At 44.8% G+C, this 12,506-nt stretch carries 14 protein-coding genes; 6 read left to right on the top strand and 8 right to left on the bottom strand.

Annotation, left to right across the window (positions count from 1 at the left end; translation table 11 throughout):
- Window positions 1-22 precede the first annotated feature (22 nt).
- A complete protein-coding gene (locus tag A8709_RS16165) occupies window positions 23-808 on the bottom strand; it encodes a CPBP family intramembrane glutamic endopeptidase (RefSeq protein ID WP_065853407.1) in 786 nt (261 codons plus the stop codon).
- A gap of 120 nt (window positions 809-928) precedes the next feature.
- Between A8709_RS16165 and A8709_RS16160 the strand changes: the two genes are divergently transcribed.
- Window positions 929-1,201 (top strand): hypothetical protein, encoded by a 273-nt coding sequence (locus A8709_RS16160; protein WP_065853406.1) that lies wholly within the window; start codon window positions 929-931, stop codon window positions 1,199-1,201.
- Between the two features lie 25 nt (window positions 1,202-1,226).
- Entirely contained in the window at window positions 1,227-1,511 is a 285-nt protein-coding gene (locus tag A8709_RS16155) for a hypothetical protein (protein ID WP_065853405.1), read from the top strand.
- Window positions 1,512-1,604: 93 nt separating this feature from the next.
- Here the strand turns inward: A8709_RS16155 and A8709_RS16150 are convergent, their stop codons facing one another.
- The 5 genes from A8709_RS16150 to A8709_RS16130 all read right to left on the bottom strand — a co-directional run bounded on the left by A8709_RS16150 (window position 1,605) and on the right by A8709_RS16130 (window position 6,307).
- A complete protein-coding gene (locus A8709_RS16150) occupies window positions 1,605-1,880 on the bottom strand; it encodes a hypothetical protein (RefSeq protein ID WP_065853404.1) in 276 nt (91 codons plus the stop codon).
- A gap of 3 nt (window positions 1,881-1,883) precedes the next feature.
- Window positions 1,884-2,492, bottom strand: a complete 609-nt coding sequence (locus A8709_RS16145; protein WP_065853403.1) for a chorismate pyruvate-lyase family protein — start codon at window positions 2,490-2,492, stop codon at window positions 1,884-1,886.
- Window positions 2,493-2,571: 79 nt separating this feature from the next.
- Complete coding sequence (locus A8709_RS16140) at window positions 2,572-3,594, bottom strand: bifunctional 3-deoxy-7-phosphoheptulonate synthase/chorismate mutase (protein ID WP_065853402.1); 1,023 nt, start codon at window positions 3,592-3,594, stop codon at window positions 2,572-2,574.
- A 52-nt stretch (window positions 3,595-3,646) separates the two neighbouring features.
- Window positions 3,647-4,888, bottom strand: coding sequence for a phenylacetate--CoA ligase family protein (locus A8709_RS16135; protein WP_065853401.1), 1,242 nt, complete (start codon window positions 4,886-4,888; stop codon window positions 3,647-3,649).
- A gap of 75 nt (window positions 4,889-4,963) precedes the next feature.
- A complete protein-coding gene (locus A8709_RS16130; RefSeq protein ID WP_065853400.1) occupies window positions 4,964-6,307 on the bottom strand; it encodes a phenylacetate--CoA ligase family protein in 1,344 nt (447 codons plus the stop codon).
- Between the two features lie 431 nt (window positions 6,308-6,738).
- Here A8709_RS16130 and A8709_RS16125 point away from each other — a divergent pair, with 431 nt between their 5' ends.
- The 3 genes from A8709_RS16125 to A8709_RS16115 all read left to right on the top strand — a co-directional run bounded on the left by A8709_RS16125 (window position 6,739) and on the right by A8709_RS16115 (window position 8,858).
- Entirely contained in the window at window positions 6,739-7,269 is a 531-nt protein-coding gene (locus A8709_RS16125) for a hypothetical protein (RefSeq protein WP_065853399.1), read from the top strand.
- Between the two features lie 54 nt (window positions 7,270-7,323).
- The gene (locus A8709_RS34925; RefSeq protein ID WP_208607690.1) at window positions 7,324-8,577 is read left to right on the top strand and encodes a hypothetical protein; all 1,254 of its coding nucleotides are present in this window, start codon (window positions 7,324-7,326) and stop codon (window positions 8,575-8,577) included.
- 68 nt (window positions 8,578-8,645) lie between these two features.
- Complete coding sequence (locus A8709_RS16115; RefSeq protein WP_065853398.1) at window positions 8,646-8,858, top strand: hypothetical protein; 213 nt, start codon at window positions 8,646-8,648, stop codon at window positions 8,856-8,858.
- Window positions 8,859-8,988: 130 nt separating this feature from the next.
- Here the strand turns inward: A8709_RS16115 and aroC are convergent, their stop codons facing one another.
- Complete coding sequence (gene aroC / locus A8709_RS16110) at window positions 8,989-10,044, bottom strand: chorismate synthase (RefSeq protein WP_065853397.1); 1,056 nt, start codon at window positions 10,042-10,044, stop codon at window positions 8,989-8,991.
- A complete protein-coding gene (aroA, locus tag A8709_RS16105; RefSeq protein ID WP_065853396.1) occupies window positions 10,034-11,410 on the bottom strand; it encodes a 3-phosphoshikimate 1-carboxyvinyltransferase in 1,377 nt (458 codons plus the stop codon). The genes aroC and aroA overlap by 11 nt, the downstream gene beginning before the upstream one ends.
- Window positions 11,411-11,516: 106 nt before the next feature.
- Between aroA and A8709_RS16100 the strand changes: the two genes are divergently transcribed.
- Entirely contained in the window at window positions 11,517-12,404 is an 888-nt protein-coding gene (locus A8709_RS16100) for a LysR family transcriptional regulator (RefSeq protein ID WP_065853395.1), read from the top strand.
- The last annotated feature ends 102 nt before the right edge of the window (window positions 12,405-12,506 follow it).

Raw genomic sequence — 12,506 nt, 5'->3', positions numbered from 1 at the left:
TCCTGTCTATAGACGACAGAAATTACAAAAGAAAACCACTGAAAATCATAAGAACATTGATCCAAGAATGCCAAATCAAGACGGGAACAATACTTCTGGACTTGATCGTAATGCCTCCGAAATACAACCCACCAATCGCATAGGCTATGCACACACCCCAAGAGAATCCAAGGGAATAATGCTGCAAGCCAAAACCTACACTGGTCACAAATACTGCCCCTTTATCACCCAATTGTTCGGAGAATCGACTAAGCAGTATTCCGCGCCAGATGATCTCCTCCAGCACATTTGTGATGGAAAATGCAATCGCGAACAACCAAATCTCTTGCACGTTATGCCATCCGTTCCGAATAACAAATGGCATAAAAGCTAACGTAATCGCTGCCATTGCGATAAGTAAGAAGTACTTAACCTTCGATTGGCGGAAGCCTGACCAGATCAAGGGGATGCCCATCCGCTCGTTCCAATGCGGTGCTTTCGCATAGCGCATGAAGGGTACTTTTTGCATAAGCGCTAAGATAAGCAAGGGAATGATCATACAAATCAGGGACAATCGGTTTAGGAGGATCTGCCATTCCTTTGGCTCTACATCGTGGATCCAATTTGCGTTGATGAATAGATAGCTAGCAAATCCGACACCCAAACCTATCGTTGTCAGCAGAAATGATCGCATTGGCTTGTAAATGAAGAGCAATCCGGTACAGACTCCCCACAAACTTAGCAACAGGTAGTTTTGTGTCTGAAGGGAACTTACAAGTAATCCAACTAAGAGCAAACAAGCTAAATTCCTAAGTAATGTGACATTCATTCTTTTCCCTCCTTATTGATTAGACAATCGTGGAATTCCGCTGGACGGTACTCTTGTGTCCATATTATCGAGCTACACTGTACATATACTGGATTATTGTGAGGGGATGTGAGAATTGACATGGATATGAAGAAAATGGGCTTTGCGGATCGCGTAATCTTTATTCTCGGACTAACCTTAGCCGGAGTAATGACATTTGTCCTTGTAGCTGGGGTCATTGTTGCTGTTTTAAAATTTTACATCGACAGCAAGGAACGAACACTTCAAGTTCAGCCAAGTCCAATGCTAAAGAATGATCCGAGATCGCCTTGGGGAACCGCTTCGTCGAATAAGCATGTATCTGAGGACGAAGAATGGCAAATCAACGATGAGCAAGAAAGAGCACCCAACTAGGTGCTTAAGAGAGGAGGGGATGTCATTGGCACCGAGAAATCAAGGGATGTCGAAATTCTTCAGTGATGTGAAGCAATGGTTCCTACATTTCGCCACTACCTATTCCATCGCGGTAAAAAGCGGTGCGAATGTTGCAGGAAAACAAATCATGGAAGCTATGGAGCAGTTGAATCAACCTGCTGATATTCCTGCTGGAAAGCTGTTCGCAGCTGTTAAAATTGGCGTACAACATGCCAGTGAGCATATGGTGAATGCAGGAATAACTTTCGTTGAACAAATGAAAAATGGTCAAAAAAGCAGTAAAAAATGAATCTTAGATCGTTATCGATGCTTTAGAAAAAACGTAGGACTACTTCCCTTTACAAAAATAAGGAAGCAGTCCTTTTTCATTCCCATCTGGCAGTTATTCTTTACTTTTTTTCTCTTTTGTTTTTTTCTCTTTTGTTTTTTTCACTTTTTCTTTTCCTTTTTCTTGCTGCTGTTTCTCATCTGCTTCTTGTTCTTCTACTTTTAATTTTTCTTTCTCTTCCTTCTTTGCTTGATTATCCAACTCTTTCTGTTCTTTCAGCTTCTCTTTTTCTTCTCTTTTCGCTTGTTTCTCAAGTCGAGCTTGCTCTTTGGCCTTTTCTTTTTCCTCTTTTTTCCCTAGTTTTTGCTCTTCCATTACTTCTTCACTCATCTTTTATCCCTCCATATTGGAATTAAATACCTGATTTAACCGATGTTTGATAATTGCTGGATTAAAATATTCCAGCATATGAATCCCTGGCAATAACTGAAAATAAATATCATATTTTTTATAAGGAATTTTATCGTGCAGCTCAGGAATACGAAGACTGATCGGCTTTTGGAACAGATCAACAGCTTCTTCTTCGCTCCTACGTCCAGAATCAACCACTTTTCTATAGGATTGTAAACCCATCGAACTGATTGATTTGCCAATGCCTTCTTGTCTATGAGCTATTTTCTCAAACAAGGCAGCTGGAACGTGTTTTGAATTCACAATGGCAATATTATGAGAAACGATGATATCACTTTTGTCGCTTATCAAAATCGATTCTCTTACATATAAAGAAGCGCCGGAGGATTCATAAGTTGGATCGGCATGTTCCTCATTCAATTGTTCTTGTCTCAGGACCGTTACGCGCATCTTTTCATCTAACAAGCTTTCTAATAAATCTGTAGTCCGTCCGTCAGTCACTAATAGCATATCGAAAATCAATCTCTGCAAAAAATCCAATGTCTCCCCCGCATGCTGCGAGTCTTTACTATTCGCATGCCTATCTGTCATACAGTTTCCTCCAATAGCCGTATGTCAACCCATGTTGATTCGTAAGCTGCGTACAACATTTTGTTGTAATAATGAGCTGTTAACGATACAGCCCTGAATCACGTAGCCCCTGCAAAAAGGTGTTAAATTCATTTATATTCAACTGTTGCTTCGCGTCAGATAGTGCCACCTGCGGATTCGGATGAACCTCGATCATGATACCATCTGCACCCGCCGCAAGCGCAGCTTTGGCACATGGAAGCATAATCTCCTTCCGACCCGTGGAATGCGTGACATCGACGAGTACCGGAAGATGGGTCTCCTGTTTCAAGATCGGAACAGCAGAAATATCGAGTGTATTCCGTGTCCACTTTTCATAGGTGCGTATTCCGCGCTCGATTAACATAACTTGGCTATTGCCACTGGCTAACAGATATTCAGCCGCATAGATGAACTCCTCAATCGTTGCGGAGAGGCCACGTTTCAGAAGGACAGGCTTCTGGGTTTGACCAACGGCTCTCAACAGATCGAAATTATGCATGTTGCGCGCACCAATCTGAAAGATGTCAATGTAACGAGCTGCCGTGTCAATTTGCGCAGGGCTCATGATTTCACTGATCGTCACCATCCCCGTTTCATCCGCCACTTCCTTCATGATCTTCAATCCTTCTTCACCAAGGCCTTGAAAATCATAGGGTGAAGTCCGTGGTTTGAACGCACCGCCACGCAAGACGTTAATACCAGCGTTCTTCATCGTGGTAGCAACCGTTAATAGCTGCTCTCTGCTTTCAATTGCGCATGGTCCAGCCACGATGGTGTGTGAAGAACCCCCAATTTCAGCGTGCTTCACTTGAATAATCGTATCCTCACTTTTATACTGGCGGCTAACAAGCAGCTGGCGCTCGGCTGGAGCCTCCTTGTTTGCTTTGGGATTCGCAAAGGTATGGGCAGCTAGCTCGCTCAGCAGTTGTTGATTACCAACAGGCGTATCTTTGGCAATACCCTGCTTCTGCTTTTCTTGCATGATTTCCGTAGCCATGCGTGCACGTTCATTCATCAAATCAAGCAATTGTTGGTTAATGCCATCCCATTGCATGATTAATTGTTGCCATTTGTCGTTCATGACCGGTCCCCCACCTCTTTTCCACAATTGATTCGATCCTTATCCTGCCTACCTACACTTTATTTCGCTTCTGAATATATACCGGTTTGGTCGATGGCACGTTATTCACGAGCCCAACCCGATCCAGAAGCGTTGCGTCGTTCATGATTTGAAGGGTGACAGGCACGTGAAGCATTTCAGATAATTGCGTTTGAATGTCCTCTTTGCTCCATCGTCCAGCATCATGCGAATCAAGAAGAAAGGTTAGGCCCTCCTCTTGTTCTAAAACCTTCCATGCATCTGGAGCTGGAGTCAATGCATAGACAGCCTCTTGGATATCATAGGCATCAAGTAGGGTATCACCGATCACGATTCGGTCCTTACTTCTACCGTAATGTACCAATTTGCCCGTTGCTCGCCCACAAGCACACATGGAAGGTTCAACAGAGATAATATCTTCGTTAAAGTATCGCATCAGCGGAGAAGCTTGATGAGAAAGTGTTGTTATGGCGGCATGCCCTCTCTCTCCTTGGTTAACAGGACCCGAACCATCTTCATGAAGCACTTCTACGCAGAAATCCGCTTCCACGATATGCATAGATCCATACTCACACATGGCTGCAATATTTGCGGTTTCAGTCGAACCATACATATTATAAACGGGTACCCCCCAAAGCATTTCGATATGCGCTTTACGTTTATCACTCATTAACTCACCAGCCACGCAAATAGCGCGCAGTGCTGGAAACTCTTTGTTCGCGTCCAAACCGATGAGCCGTGCTGCCTCAGCCAGAAGCTCCATTTCGCGTGGAAGTCCCGCTACTACAGTGACTTGGAGTCGCTTCATAAGATGTAATACTCTCGGGTAAGGTGTAACCACCGTGCGGCCGCTTGCAGGTACCACTCCTGCTCCTACCTGCCAGGCAGCTTGCTGCATTAAGAAGGCTGGCAGCGCCAAGGCATACGGAAAGCGAATCAGCACAAGATCATCTGCTGTCAATCGGACTCCGCATTCCTGCAGCTGCCTTCCTCCTACTTGCATATCCTCTTGCGTAAACCAGGAAGCGGAGGGATCTCCGGTTGTACCCGTGGATTCGTGATATTGCGCAATCATGCTCATTTCAACGGCTAGATGTCCGAAAGTACCCGCTTTGCGAAGATCTTCCTTCGTTGTCAATGGCAGCTTTTGAATCTCTTCCATGCCTATATGCTCAAGGTTATATTTCGCTAATCGATCCTTATATAGGGGAGATTTCATTAGGCGTACTAATAAATGTTTAAACTTATCCTCCCGCTCCCTCTGAGTATCTGTCATAAGGGCACCTCCTCTCGGCGTTACACGGCGCTTTGGGATGGCGAATGCGACCTTGGCACCATGTTCCTGGCCGCCTTAATTGAATATTCGCGTTGCTTTGCCAAAAGTGCGAGGAATATCGTGTCTGATTTCCACTTCACATTCAATCCCAATTCGATCAGCCATATGCTGCCGGATTTTGGCTGCCAGCTGCTCATCTGTTAACTCCGTCCGAAATGGTTCCGCTTCAATCTTTAATGATCCCTGCTTCAATTTGAAGTGATACCACATGCCCACATCTGGAATTTCCATTAAGAAATGTTCCAGCATGAAGGGCGAATAATCTTCATCGCCGATGCGAACCATGTTCTCCATTCTGCCTCGCAAATGCAGGACGTCCATCGTGATGCCGCAGTTGCATTTGGATTTCTGCAAAAATCCGATATCCCCGCTGCGGTACCGCACCATTGGCATAGCTTCGCGCAGCAGCGTCGTTACGATGATTTCGCCCGTTTTGCCATAAGGAAGCTTTTCCAGTGTAATGGGATCAATGATTTCAACTTTTACATGACCTTCCATCACGTGATACCCCTTATGCTCGCTGCATTCAACTGCAACAACGCCGCATTCAGTTGATCCGTAGAAGAAGGACACTTCGCATCCCCACCATTTTTCCAACCGCTCACGGAACGTATTGGAACAACCTTCACCTGTCAGCAATATTTTTTTCAAGCGAATATCTTCGCCTATCTTTATGCCAAACTTCTCACTTTCTTCAGCCAAAAGTGCCGCATAGGACGGGGTCGTGGTCAGAACTGTAGCTTGAAATTCCTTCATCAATTCTAAAGACTTATCAACAGGTGCCATGTATCCACCTTTGCCAAGTGACAGCACTGCCGTTCCAAAAGCAAATTGATATAACCGCTGAAATCCTAGTCCTGGCAGAGCAAATTCATAAGGCAAGGCAATGGCCGCCACATCGGCATCTGTTTCCTTAAACAGTTCCAAGTATTTAGGCAGCAAATCATAAACATACTGATCAGCTAACGAATATGAGGTGTAGATCGGTTTTCCCGAAGTACCGCTCGTGAGGTGAACCTGACCTATTTCTTTGGGATCTAAGCACAAGATTTTCTGCTTATCGCCTCGAATGACGTTTTTATTCAATAGCGGTACTTTGCTTAATTGCTCAAGGCTTTCTATTTCTGGTACGGTAAACCCCGCTTCTTCCAGCTGAGCGCGATAATAGGCATTGCCGTTCCAAATATGCGTAAGGGTAGCGTTAATCGCTTTTAACTGATATTCTTCGATTCTATGCCGAGGCAGCTTCTCAATCGTTGTTCCATCCTCATCCAGTTGTTTAAAAAAAGCTTTGAATTGTTCTAAATGGGATGTATGTTCGTCCATGGATACCGTCATTTTATGGGTTTGTGCTTTCACAAAACGCCTCCTAACCATTTTCAATCCACACGTCTGGCAGGGTCATTCATCTAGCAGGTGAACCAGAAGCGTTGTGTACGACGCCAAGTAAGCATTCTTCTATTTCTTCTATGTTCAAATAGCTAGCGAGTCCATTCAACCTGTCTTACTGCAAATTTATTTCCTCATTTTTTAACAATTGATTGCTTATCATGTAGTTGATCTTAGTTGATTTGCTCACTCCTTCCCTCCTAGTCACTCTAATAAGAAATGCAAGACATGTCAGCCTTGACTCGGACAACTGTATATTTTTTGAAAAGTGATTCTTTCATCCAATCGTAGTTATTGGGACTCTCATATCGTAACAAGTATATAGTCCTCGTACTTATGAGAAGTCGGCTTAGAGAAACTCAGTTTCAAAGAATGGCGGAACAAATTGGAGGTTCGCATACATGTCAACTGACAGCTATCTCATGAAACAACTCAAGGAAGCTAAGGAACTTCATCAAGATGGAGTTGATGGAGACAAAAAGGCGGCAAAAAGCGCAAATGAGATGCTTTTGAAGCTCCGTGAGAGCCAGCCTCAGCATGCTTTAATTGAAGCCTATTATGGTAGTTCATTAGCCCTCCTAGCACGTGATGCCGTTAAGCTTTTAGACAAAGAAGAAAAAGCACTAGCGAGTTTGGAAGCCTTACATCATGCAGTAACCTTAGATCCGAGTAACAAAGAAATTCGCTTTCTACGCGGAAGCGTCTGCCTGCAATTGCCCGAGTCCTATTTCCACTCTACACAAACAGCGATCGAAGACTTCACGTTCCTCCTTGACCGCTATCAGCAAGCTTCCAATTATCTTACACCTAAACAAGTCAGAGAAGCGCTTCGGAAGCTAAGCAAAGCCTACCAAAATATTGGAAATTCAGACAAGGCCAATGAATTCTTACAGCGCCTTGCCAGCATGCAACCGAAGAAAAATGATGATTAGCACCATGCCATTGAGTGATGCGCTCATGCATGAGTCCAGGGAGGATGTAATCGAGTGACAAACCATAATCCGAGCAATATGGAAGGAACTGACCCATTCAATGAGAAACTTACCCAGGCTATCCAGCTTCATATGGATGGCGTAGCTGGGAATGTAGCTGCTGTTCAAGAAGCTTATGGGTTGTTAGAACAACTGCGGGCTGATTATCCATCGAATCCCCTTGTTGATGCTTACTATGGCAGCACAATGATTCTGATTGCACGTGATAAAACGAAAGCATTAGAAAAATTAAAATGGTCTAATCAAGGTTTGAAAATACTCGATAATTCGGTAGCTGCCGATTCACAAGACAGCACCATCCGACTGCTTCGTGGCAAAGCATCTTACAATCTCCCCGAAAAATATTTCCAACGGGCGAAGACAGTAATTGAAGACTATACGTTCCTCCTCAATAAACAAGATGACATGCTTAACACCGATGGCCAATTACAGCTCATTTATGAACTTGGTGATGCTTATACAAGGATAGGCAGGAACGAGGAAGCGGCCACGTATTTTAGAAGATTGGAAAATGAAACGCAAAATTCCGCATGGCATCAGCTTTCCAATCAAAAATTGCAAACTTTAGAAGGAAAACCAGCATTGGAAATCATACCCAACGAAAATCCCACTACGATGTTGATTGAAGCTACTCGGTCCGTTGGCAGTGCGCTCCTTAATTGGGCAGATGAAAAAAAGAAGAGAGAACTAGCCCAACAAGAAGCGAAAGAACGGGCGAAAGAACGAGAATTAGCAAAAGCTAAAGAAGAAGCGAGAGAAAAAGCGAGGGAACTTGCAAAGGAAAAGGCCAAAAAATTGGCAAGGGAAAAGGCTAGAGAAAAGGCCAGAGAAGTGGCCAGAGAAAAAGCCAAAGAACTAGCAAAAGAACAGGCTATAGAGAAAGAAAGAGAAGCTGCCCTAGAGCATGAAAGACAGGTCGCTTTAGAAAAAGAAAGACAACTTGCCCTAGAACATGAAAGACAACTTGCCCTAGAGCATGAAAGACAACTTGCCTTAGAGTATGAAAGACAACTTGCCTTAGAGCATGAAAGACAAGTCATCCTAGAGCATGAAAGACATCTTGCCGCCTTAAAGAGATCAAAAGCAAGAACACTACCAAGAGTGAAGCCTAAAGCAAAACCCAAAACAAAACCAATGCTAAAGCAAAAAACAAAGCCAATGCCACAGCAAAAATTAAAATCTAAAACGAAACCTAAAGCTAAACCAATGACAAATCTAAAAGTAAAACTAAATAAAAAACAAAAATAAACTTGCGGAAATCACATCAGACTTTGCCTCAGGGGGATTTCCGACTATTCGGGAAGGAGGTGAGATATATGTCTGAAAACCATGGCAAATTTATCAAAAGTTTCTTAGAAGCTGCATTAAAAACCGGTGCTAACAACATCGGTACACGCCTTCTTGACGCAGTGAATGATGCCAACCAACCCGCAGATGTAGTTTTAGAGAAAGTTGTAACAGCTCTTAAGAGCGGTGCACTTGCAACTGGCCAGGAAGTATTACGTGCTCAACTTGGTCAACTTAAGTAGTCAACTTGCATCATGGAATACCCCCTATAATTCGCACAAATAGACAGCGATACTTGATCTGAGTTTCACGCAAATAGCCAATAGCCCCAAGCCTATACAAGGCTTAGGGCTATTTTTTAATAACGAGTACTTAATTGTGCATAGCAGCTTGCCGCTTATAATGATCTTCTAAGACTAAGCAAGCCATCGCTTCAACAACGGGCACGATTCTCGGACATATACAAGGATCATGTCTTCCTTCTGTCTTAATCAGTTGTTCCTCACCCTTGACGTTGATCGTCTGTTGCGTAGCAGAAATGGATGATGTCGGTTTGACGGCAATTCGAAACACGATCTCCTGCCCTGTACTGATCCCACCGATGATTCCACCCGAGTGGTTACTTAGAAAGCCACTGCTGCTCATCGCGTCATTATGCTCACTTCCCAGCATAGCAGCTGCTGTGAAGCCTTCTCCAAATTCGATCCCCTTCACAGCGCCAATCGATAACATCGCTTTTGCCAACTCCGCATCCAGCTTATCGAACACCGGCTCTCCGAGGCCAGGCACAACGCCGCGTATCCGGCATTCAACAATGCCTCCACAGCTATCGCCAATCGAGGCTAAATGCTCGATCTTTTTTATCATCTCAGCCGCTGCAATCGGATCACATGCACGAACAGCGTTCTGTTCGATGATCTCCTCTTGGAACGTCTGACACTGGATTCCCCCGATCTCACGTGTATAAGCCAAGACCTGAACCCCTCTTCGCTCTAACAGCTTTCGGGCTACAGCGCCACCTGCCACTCTTGCCGCCGTTTCTCTGCCAGATGCTCGCCCGCTGCCTCGGTGATCGCGAATTCCGTATTTCTGCAAATAGGTAAAATCAGCGTGACCTGGCCGAAAAGCGTGCTGGATGTCATTGTAAGCATCCGGTCTCATGTCGGTATTATGCAGCATGACAAAAAGTGGCGTTCCTGTCGTCTTCCCCTCAAATACGCCTGATAAGATATGGACGATATCATATTCCTTGCGTGGCGAAGTAACCGAGGATTGCCCCGGTTTCCTTCTATCCATCTGTATTTGAATATATGCTTCGTCAATTTCAACGCCTGGGGTCACCCCATCGATAATGACACCGACAGCTGCACCATGCGATTCCCCAAAAGTCGTAATTTTAAAATTTTCCCCATACGTATTACCTGCCATCTTGCTCAATTCCTCCTTGTTCGTACGCTATATCTACACCTAGAAGTGACATCTGTTCAAAAAAATCTGGGCATGTCTTGGATACGCACCCTGGATCTGAAATACGGATATCCGGGACCCTTACTCCGATTAAGGATAATGCCATCGCCATGCGATGATCATCATGCGAATCTAACACGGCCGCAACTGGCTGACCTGGATAGATGGTTAAGCCATCCTGATGCTCATCTACACGAATACCGAGTTTACTCAGCTCCTCACATATTGCCGCAATGCGATCACATTCATGATGCCTTATATGCGCAGCATCCTTTAATGTAATCGGGCCATCGGCAAAAGGAGCCATAGCCGCGATCGTGAGCGTTTGATCCGACCATTTCTTCATACTGATTGTAAAACCGCCTTTAAGCTGGCGCACGCCCTGCACTTCCACATTGTCTTCTCCTCGAATAACCGTACATCCCATTTGCTCTAAAATATCCAAAATCTCTATATCAGGCTGGCTCGTGATTGTCGCATTAATACCTTCGATTCGTATGGTTCCAGCCGTAAGTGCTGCCAATGCCCAGAAGTAACAGCAGGTCGAAACATCCGGTTCAAGCTGCAACGATTGAGCCTGATATTTGCCTGTAGGCACCACGATTGCTTGACCATCCAACGCTTCTTCAGGTGTTATGCCAAATGAGGCCATCATATCAAGTGTCATTTGGACATAATCCTTCTGCACAATTTCACCATCGATGTGTATGATGATTCGATCCTTCGCATAGGGGGCTGCTAAGAGAAGGCCGCTAATAAACTGGCTGGATGTAGAACCAGGCATGATTACCTCTCCGCCTTGCAGGCCATTGGCATGAAGCGTGAAGGGCAGGCAACGATCTGTTTTTTTATATTCAAAACGAGCACCAAGTTGTGTCAGCGCACCCAACAATGGGGCAAGCGGCCGCTCACTCAATCGTGAGCCCCCCTTCAGGCTCCATTCGCCAATAGCAATTGCCAAAGCACCTGGCAAGAAGCGCGCAACGGTTCCTGCAGCTCCTACATACAGCTCAGCGTTTCGATTCGGCCATACGCCTCCACAACCTTCGATATAAGCTGTCTCGCCTTCTATGACCACCTGCACGCCAAGTTTCGTTAACGCTTCGATGCACCAATACGAATCATCACTTCTTAATATCCCTTGTATGTCTGATTTACCTTCCGCTAAGGCCGCCATAATCAATGCTCGATTCGTCAGGCTTTTACTCCCTGGTACTCGAATGACCCCATTGACTGCTGCCTTTGGAGGATTAATCTTTACCATCTGTTTATCGTTATGACTTGACCACGGGGAGCGTGTTTCCCAATCAGGCTGCTTGACGAGCATTGCGACCACCTCTTTTGTAAGATTGCTATATCTCCATTATAATGAGATAGTTGAAATAAGTGAAATCGGAAAATAACGATCTTGTCATAGAGGTGTTCTATATCAGATGATAAACTTAGAATGGTATCGGATATTTTTAATCACAGCACGTTATCGTAATTTAACCAAAGCCGCACAAGAGCTGCATATTACACAACCTTCCGTCAGCTATGCTATCAAGCAAATGGAGGATGGATTGGGACTTAAATTGTTTCATCGGTTATCGAAAGGTGTTGAGCTCACCGAAGAAGGACGAGCGCTGCTTGACTATGTCGAGCAATCTTTCGCCATGTTAGATTCCGCACAGAAACATCTCCAAAATCTAAAACAGCTAACCGAGGGAGAAATTCGGATCGGGGCAAGCGATTCACTCATCAAGCATCTTTTGCTGCCGCAGTTGAACGCCTTTCATCAGGCATATCCAGGTATTCGCATTCGTCTCTCCCATGGAAAAACACCAGAAATAACGCAACGCCTCAAGGAGGGAGACATCGACTGCGCTGTCGTACACATGCCGATTGACGATCCCCAATTTTACATTCAATCCTTGGCAAAATTGGAAGATTGCTTTGTTGTTGGTGAAGCCTATAAAGAATTGGCAAATCAGACCCTTACCGTGAAAGAGCTCTCCGAGCTGCCGCTCATTCTTTTATCACCGGGAAGCAGCACAAGAGTATTCGTCGAGATGTGGTTTGCTGCCAAGGGGTATCAGGTGAAGCCAGACATTGAGCTGGGCAGCATAGATTTACTCACGGAGTTCGCAAGATTAGGCTACGGCGCCGCTTTCATTAGCCGCTCTTTCGTGCAGAAAGAGCTTCAAAGCGGGACACTTTATGAACTGCGTTTGGAAGATCCTCTTCCATCACGGAGTATCGGCTTTGCTGTCCGGCAGGACAGGAAATGGTCGCTAGCTGCGGAAGCATTTATTCGTATTTTCCGTGCCAGCTCGGATTGAACGCATGAGAAAAACTTCTATCGAAGTCCTTCGAGGATGTGCGACCGCGTTTTATAGGTAGTTTTTATCGCCAATTATCAAGACGTTTTCGGGAACCGAAAA

The organism is Paenibacillus pectinilyticus (assembly GCF_001700435.1).
Classification (GTDB): Bacteria; Bacillota; Bacilli; order Paenibacillales; family NBRC-103111; genus Paenibacillus_E; species Paenibacillus_E pectinilyticus.
Note: the sequence above shows the minus strand (reverse complement) of the source record. Positions and strands in the feature narration are given on the sequence as shown.

What these genes read in the sequence shown, in the direction of transcription:
- A8709_RS16165 (WP_065853407.1), bottom strand. Translation starts at nt 808, where the DNA reads ATGAATGTCACATTACTTAGGAATTTAGCTTGTTTGCTCTTAGTTGGA.
- A8709_RS16160 (WP_065853406.1), top strand. Translation starts at nt 929, where the DNA reads ATGGATATGAAGAAAATGGGCTTTGCGGATCGCGTAATCTTTATTCTC.
- A8709_RS16150 (WP_065853404.1), bottom strand. Translation starts at nt 1,880, where the DNA reads ATGAGTGAAGAAGTAATGGAAGAGCAAAAACTAGGGAAAAAAGAGGAA.
- A8709_RS16145 (WP_065853403.1), bottom strand. Translation starts at nt 2,492, where the DNA reads ATGACAGATAGGCATGCGAATAGTAAAGACTCGCAGCATGCGGGGGAG.
- A8709_RS16140 (WP_065853402.1), bottom strand. Translation starts at nt 3,594, where the DNA reads ATGAACGACAAATGGCAACAATTAATCATGCAATGGGATGGCATTAAC.
- A8709_RS16135 (WP_065853401.1), bottom strand. Translation starts at nt 4,888, where the DNA reads ATGACAGATACTCAGAGGGAGCGGGAGGATAAGTTTAAACATTTATTA.
- A8709_RS16125 (WP_065853399.1), top strand. Translation starts at nt 6,739, where the DNA reads ATGTCAACTGACAGCTATCTCATGAAACAACTCAAGGAAGCTAAGGAA.
- A8709_RS16115 (WP_065853398.1), top strand. Translation starts at nt 8,646, where the DNA reads ATGTCTGAAAACCATGGCAAATTTATCAAAAGTTTCTTAGAAGCTGCA.
- aroC (WP_065853397.1), bottom strand. Translation starts at nt 10,044, where the DNA reads ATGGCAGGTAATACGTATGGGGAAAATTTTAAAATTACGACTTTTGGG.
- aroA (WP_065853396.1), bottom strand. Translation starts at nt 11,410, where the DNA reads ATGCTCGTCAAGCAGCCTGATTGGGAAACACGCTCCCCGTGGTCAAGT.
- A8709_RS16100 (WP_065853395.1), top strand. Translation starts at nt 11,517, where the DNA reads ATGATAAACTTAGAATGGTATCGGATATTTTTAATCACAGCACGTTAT.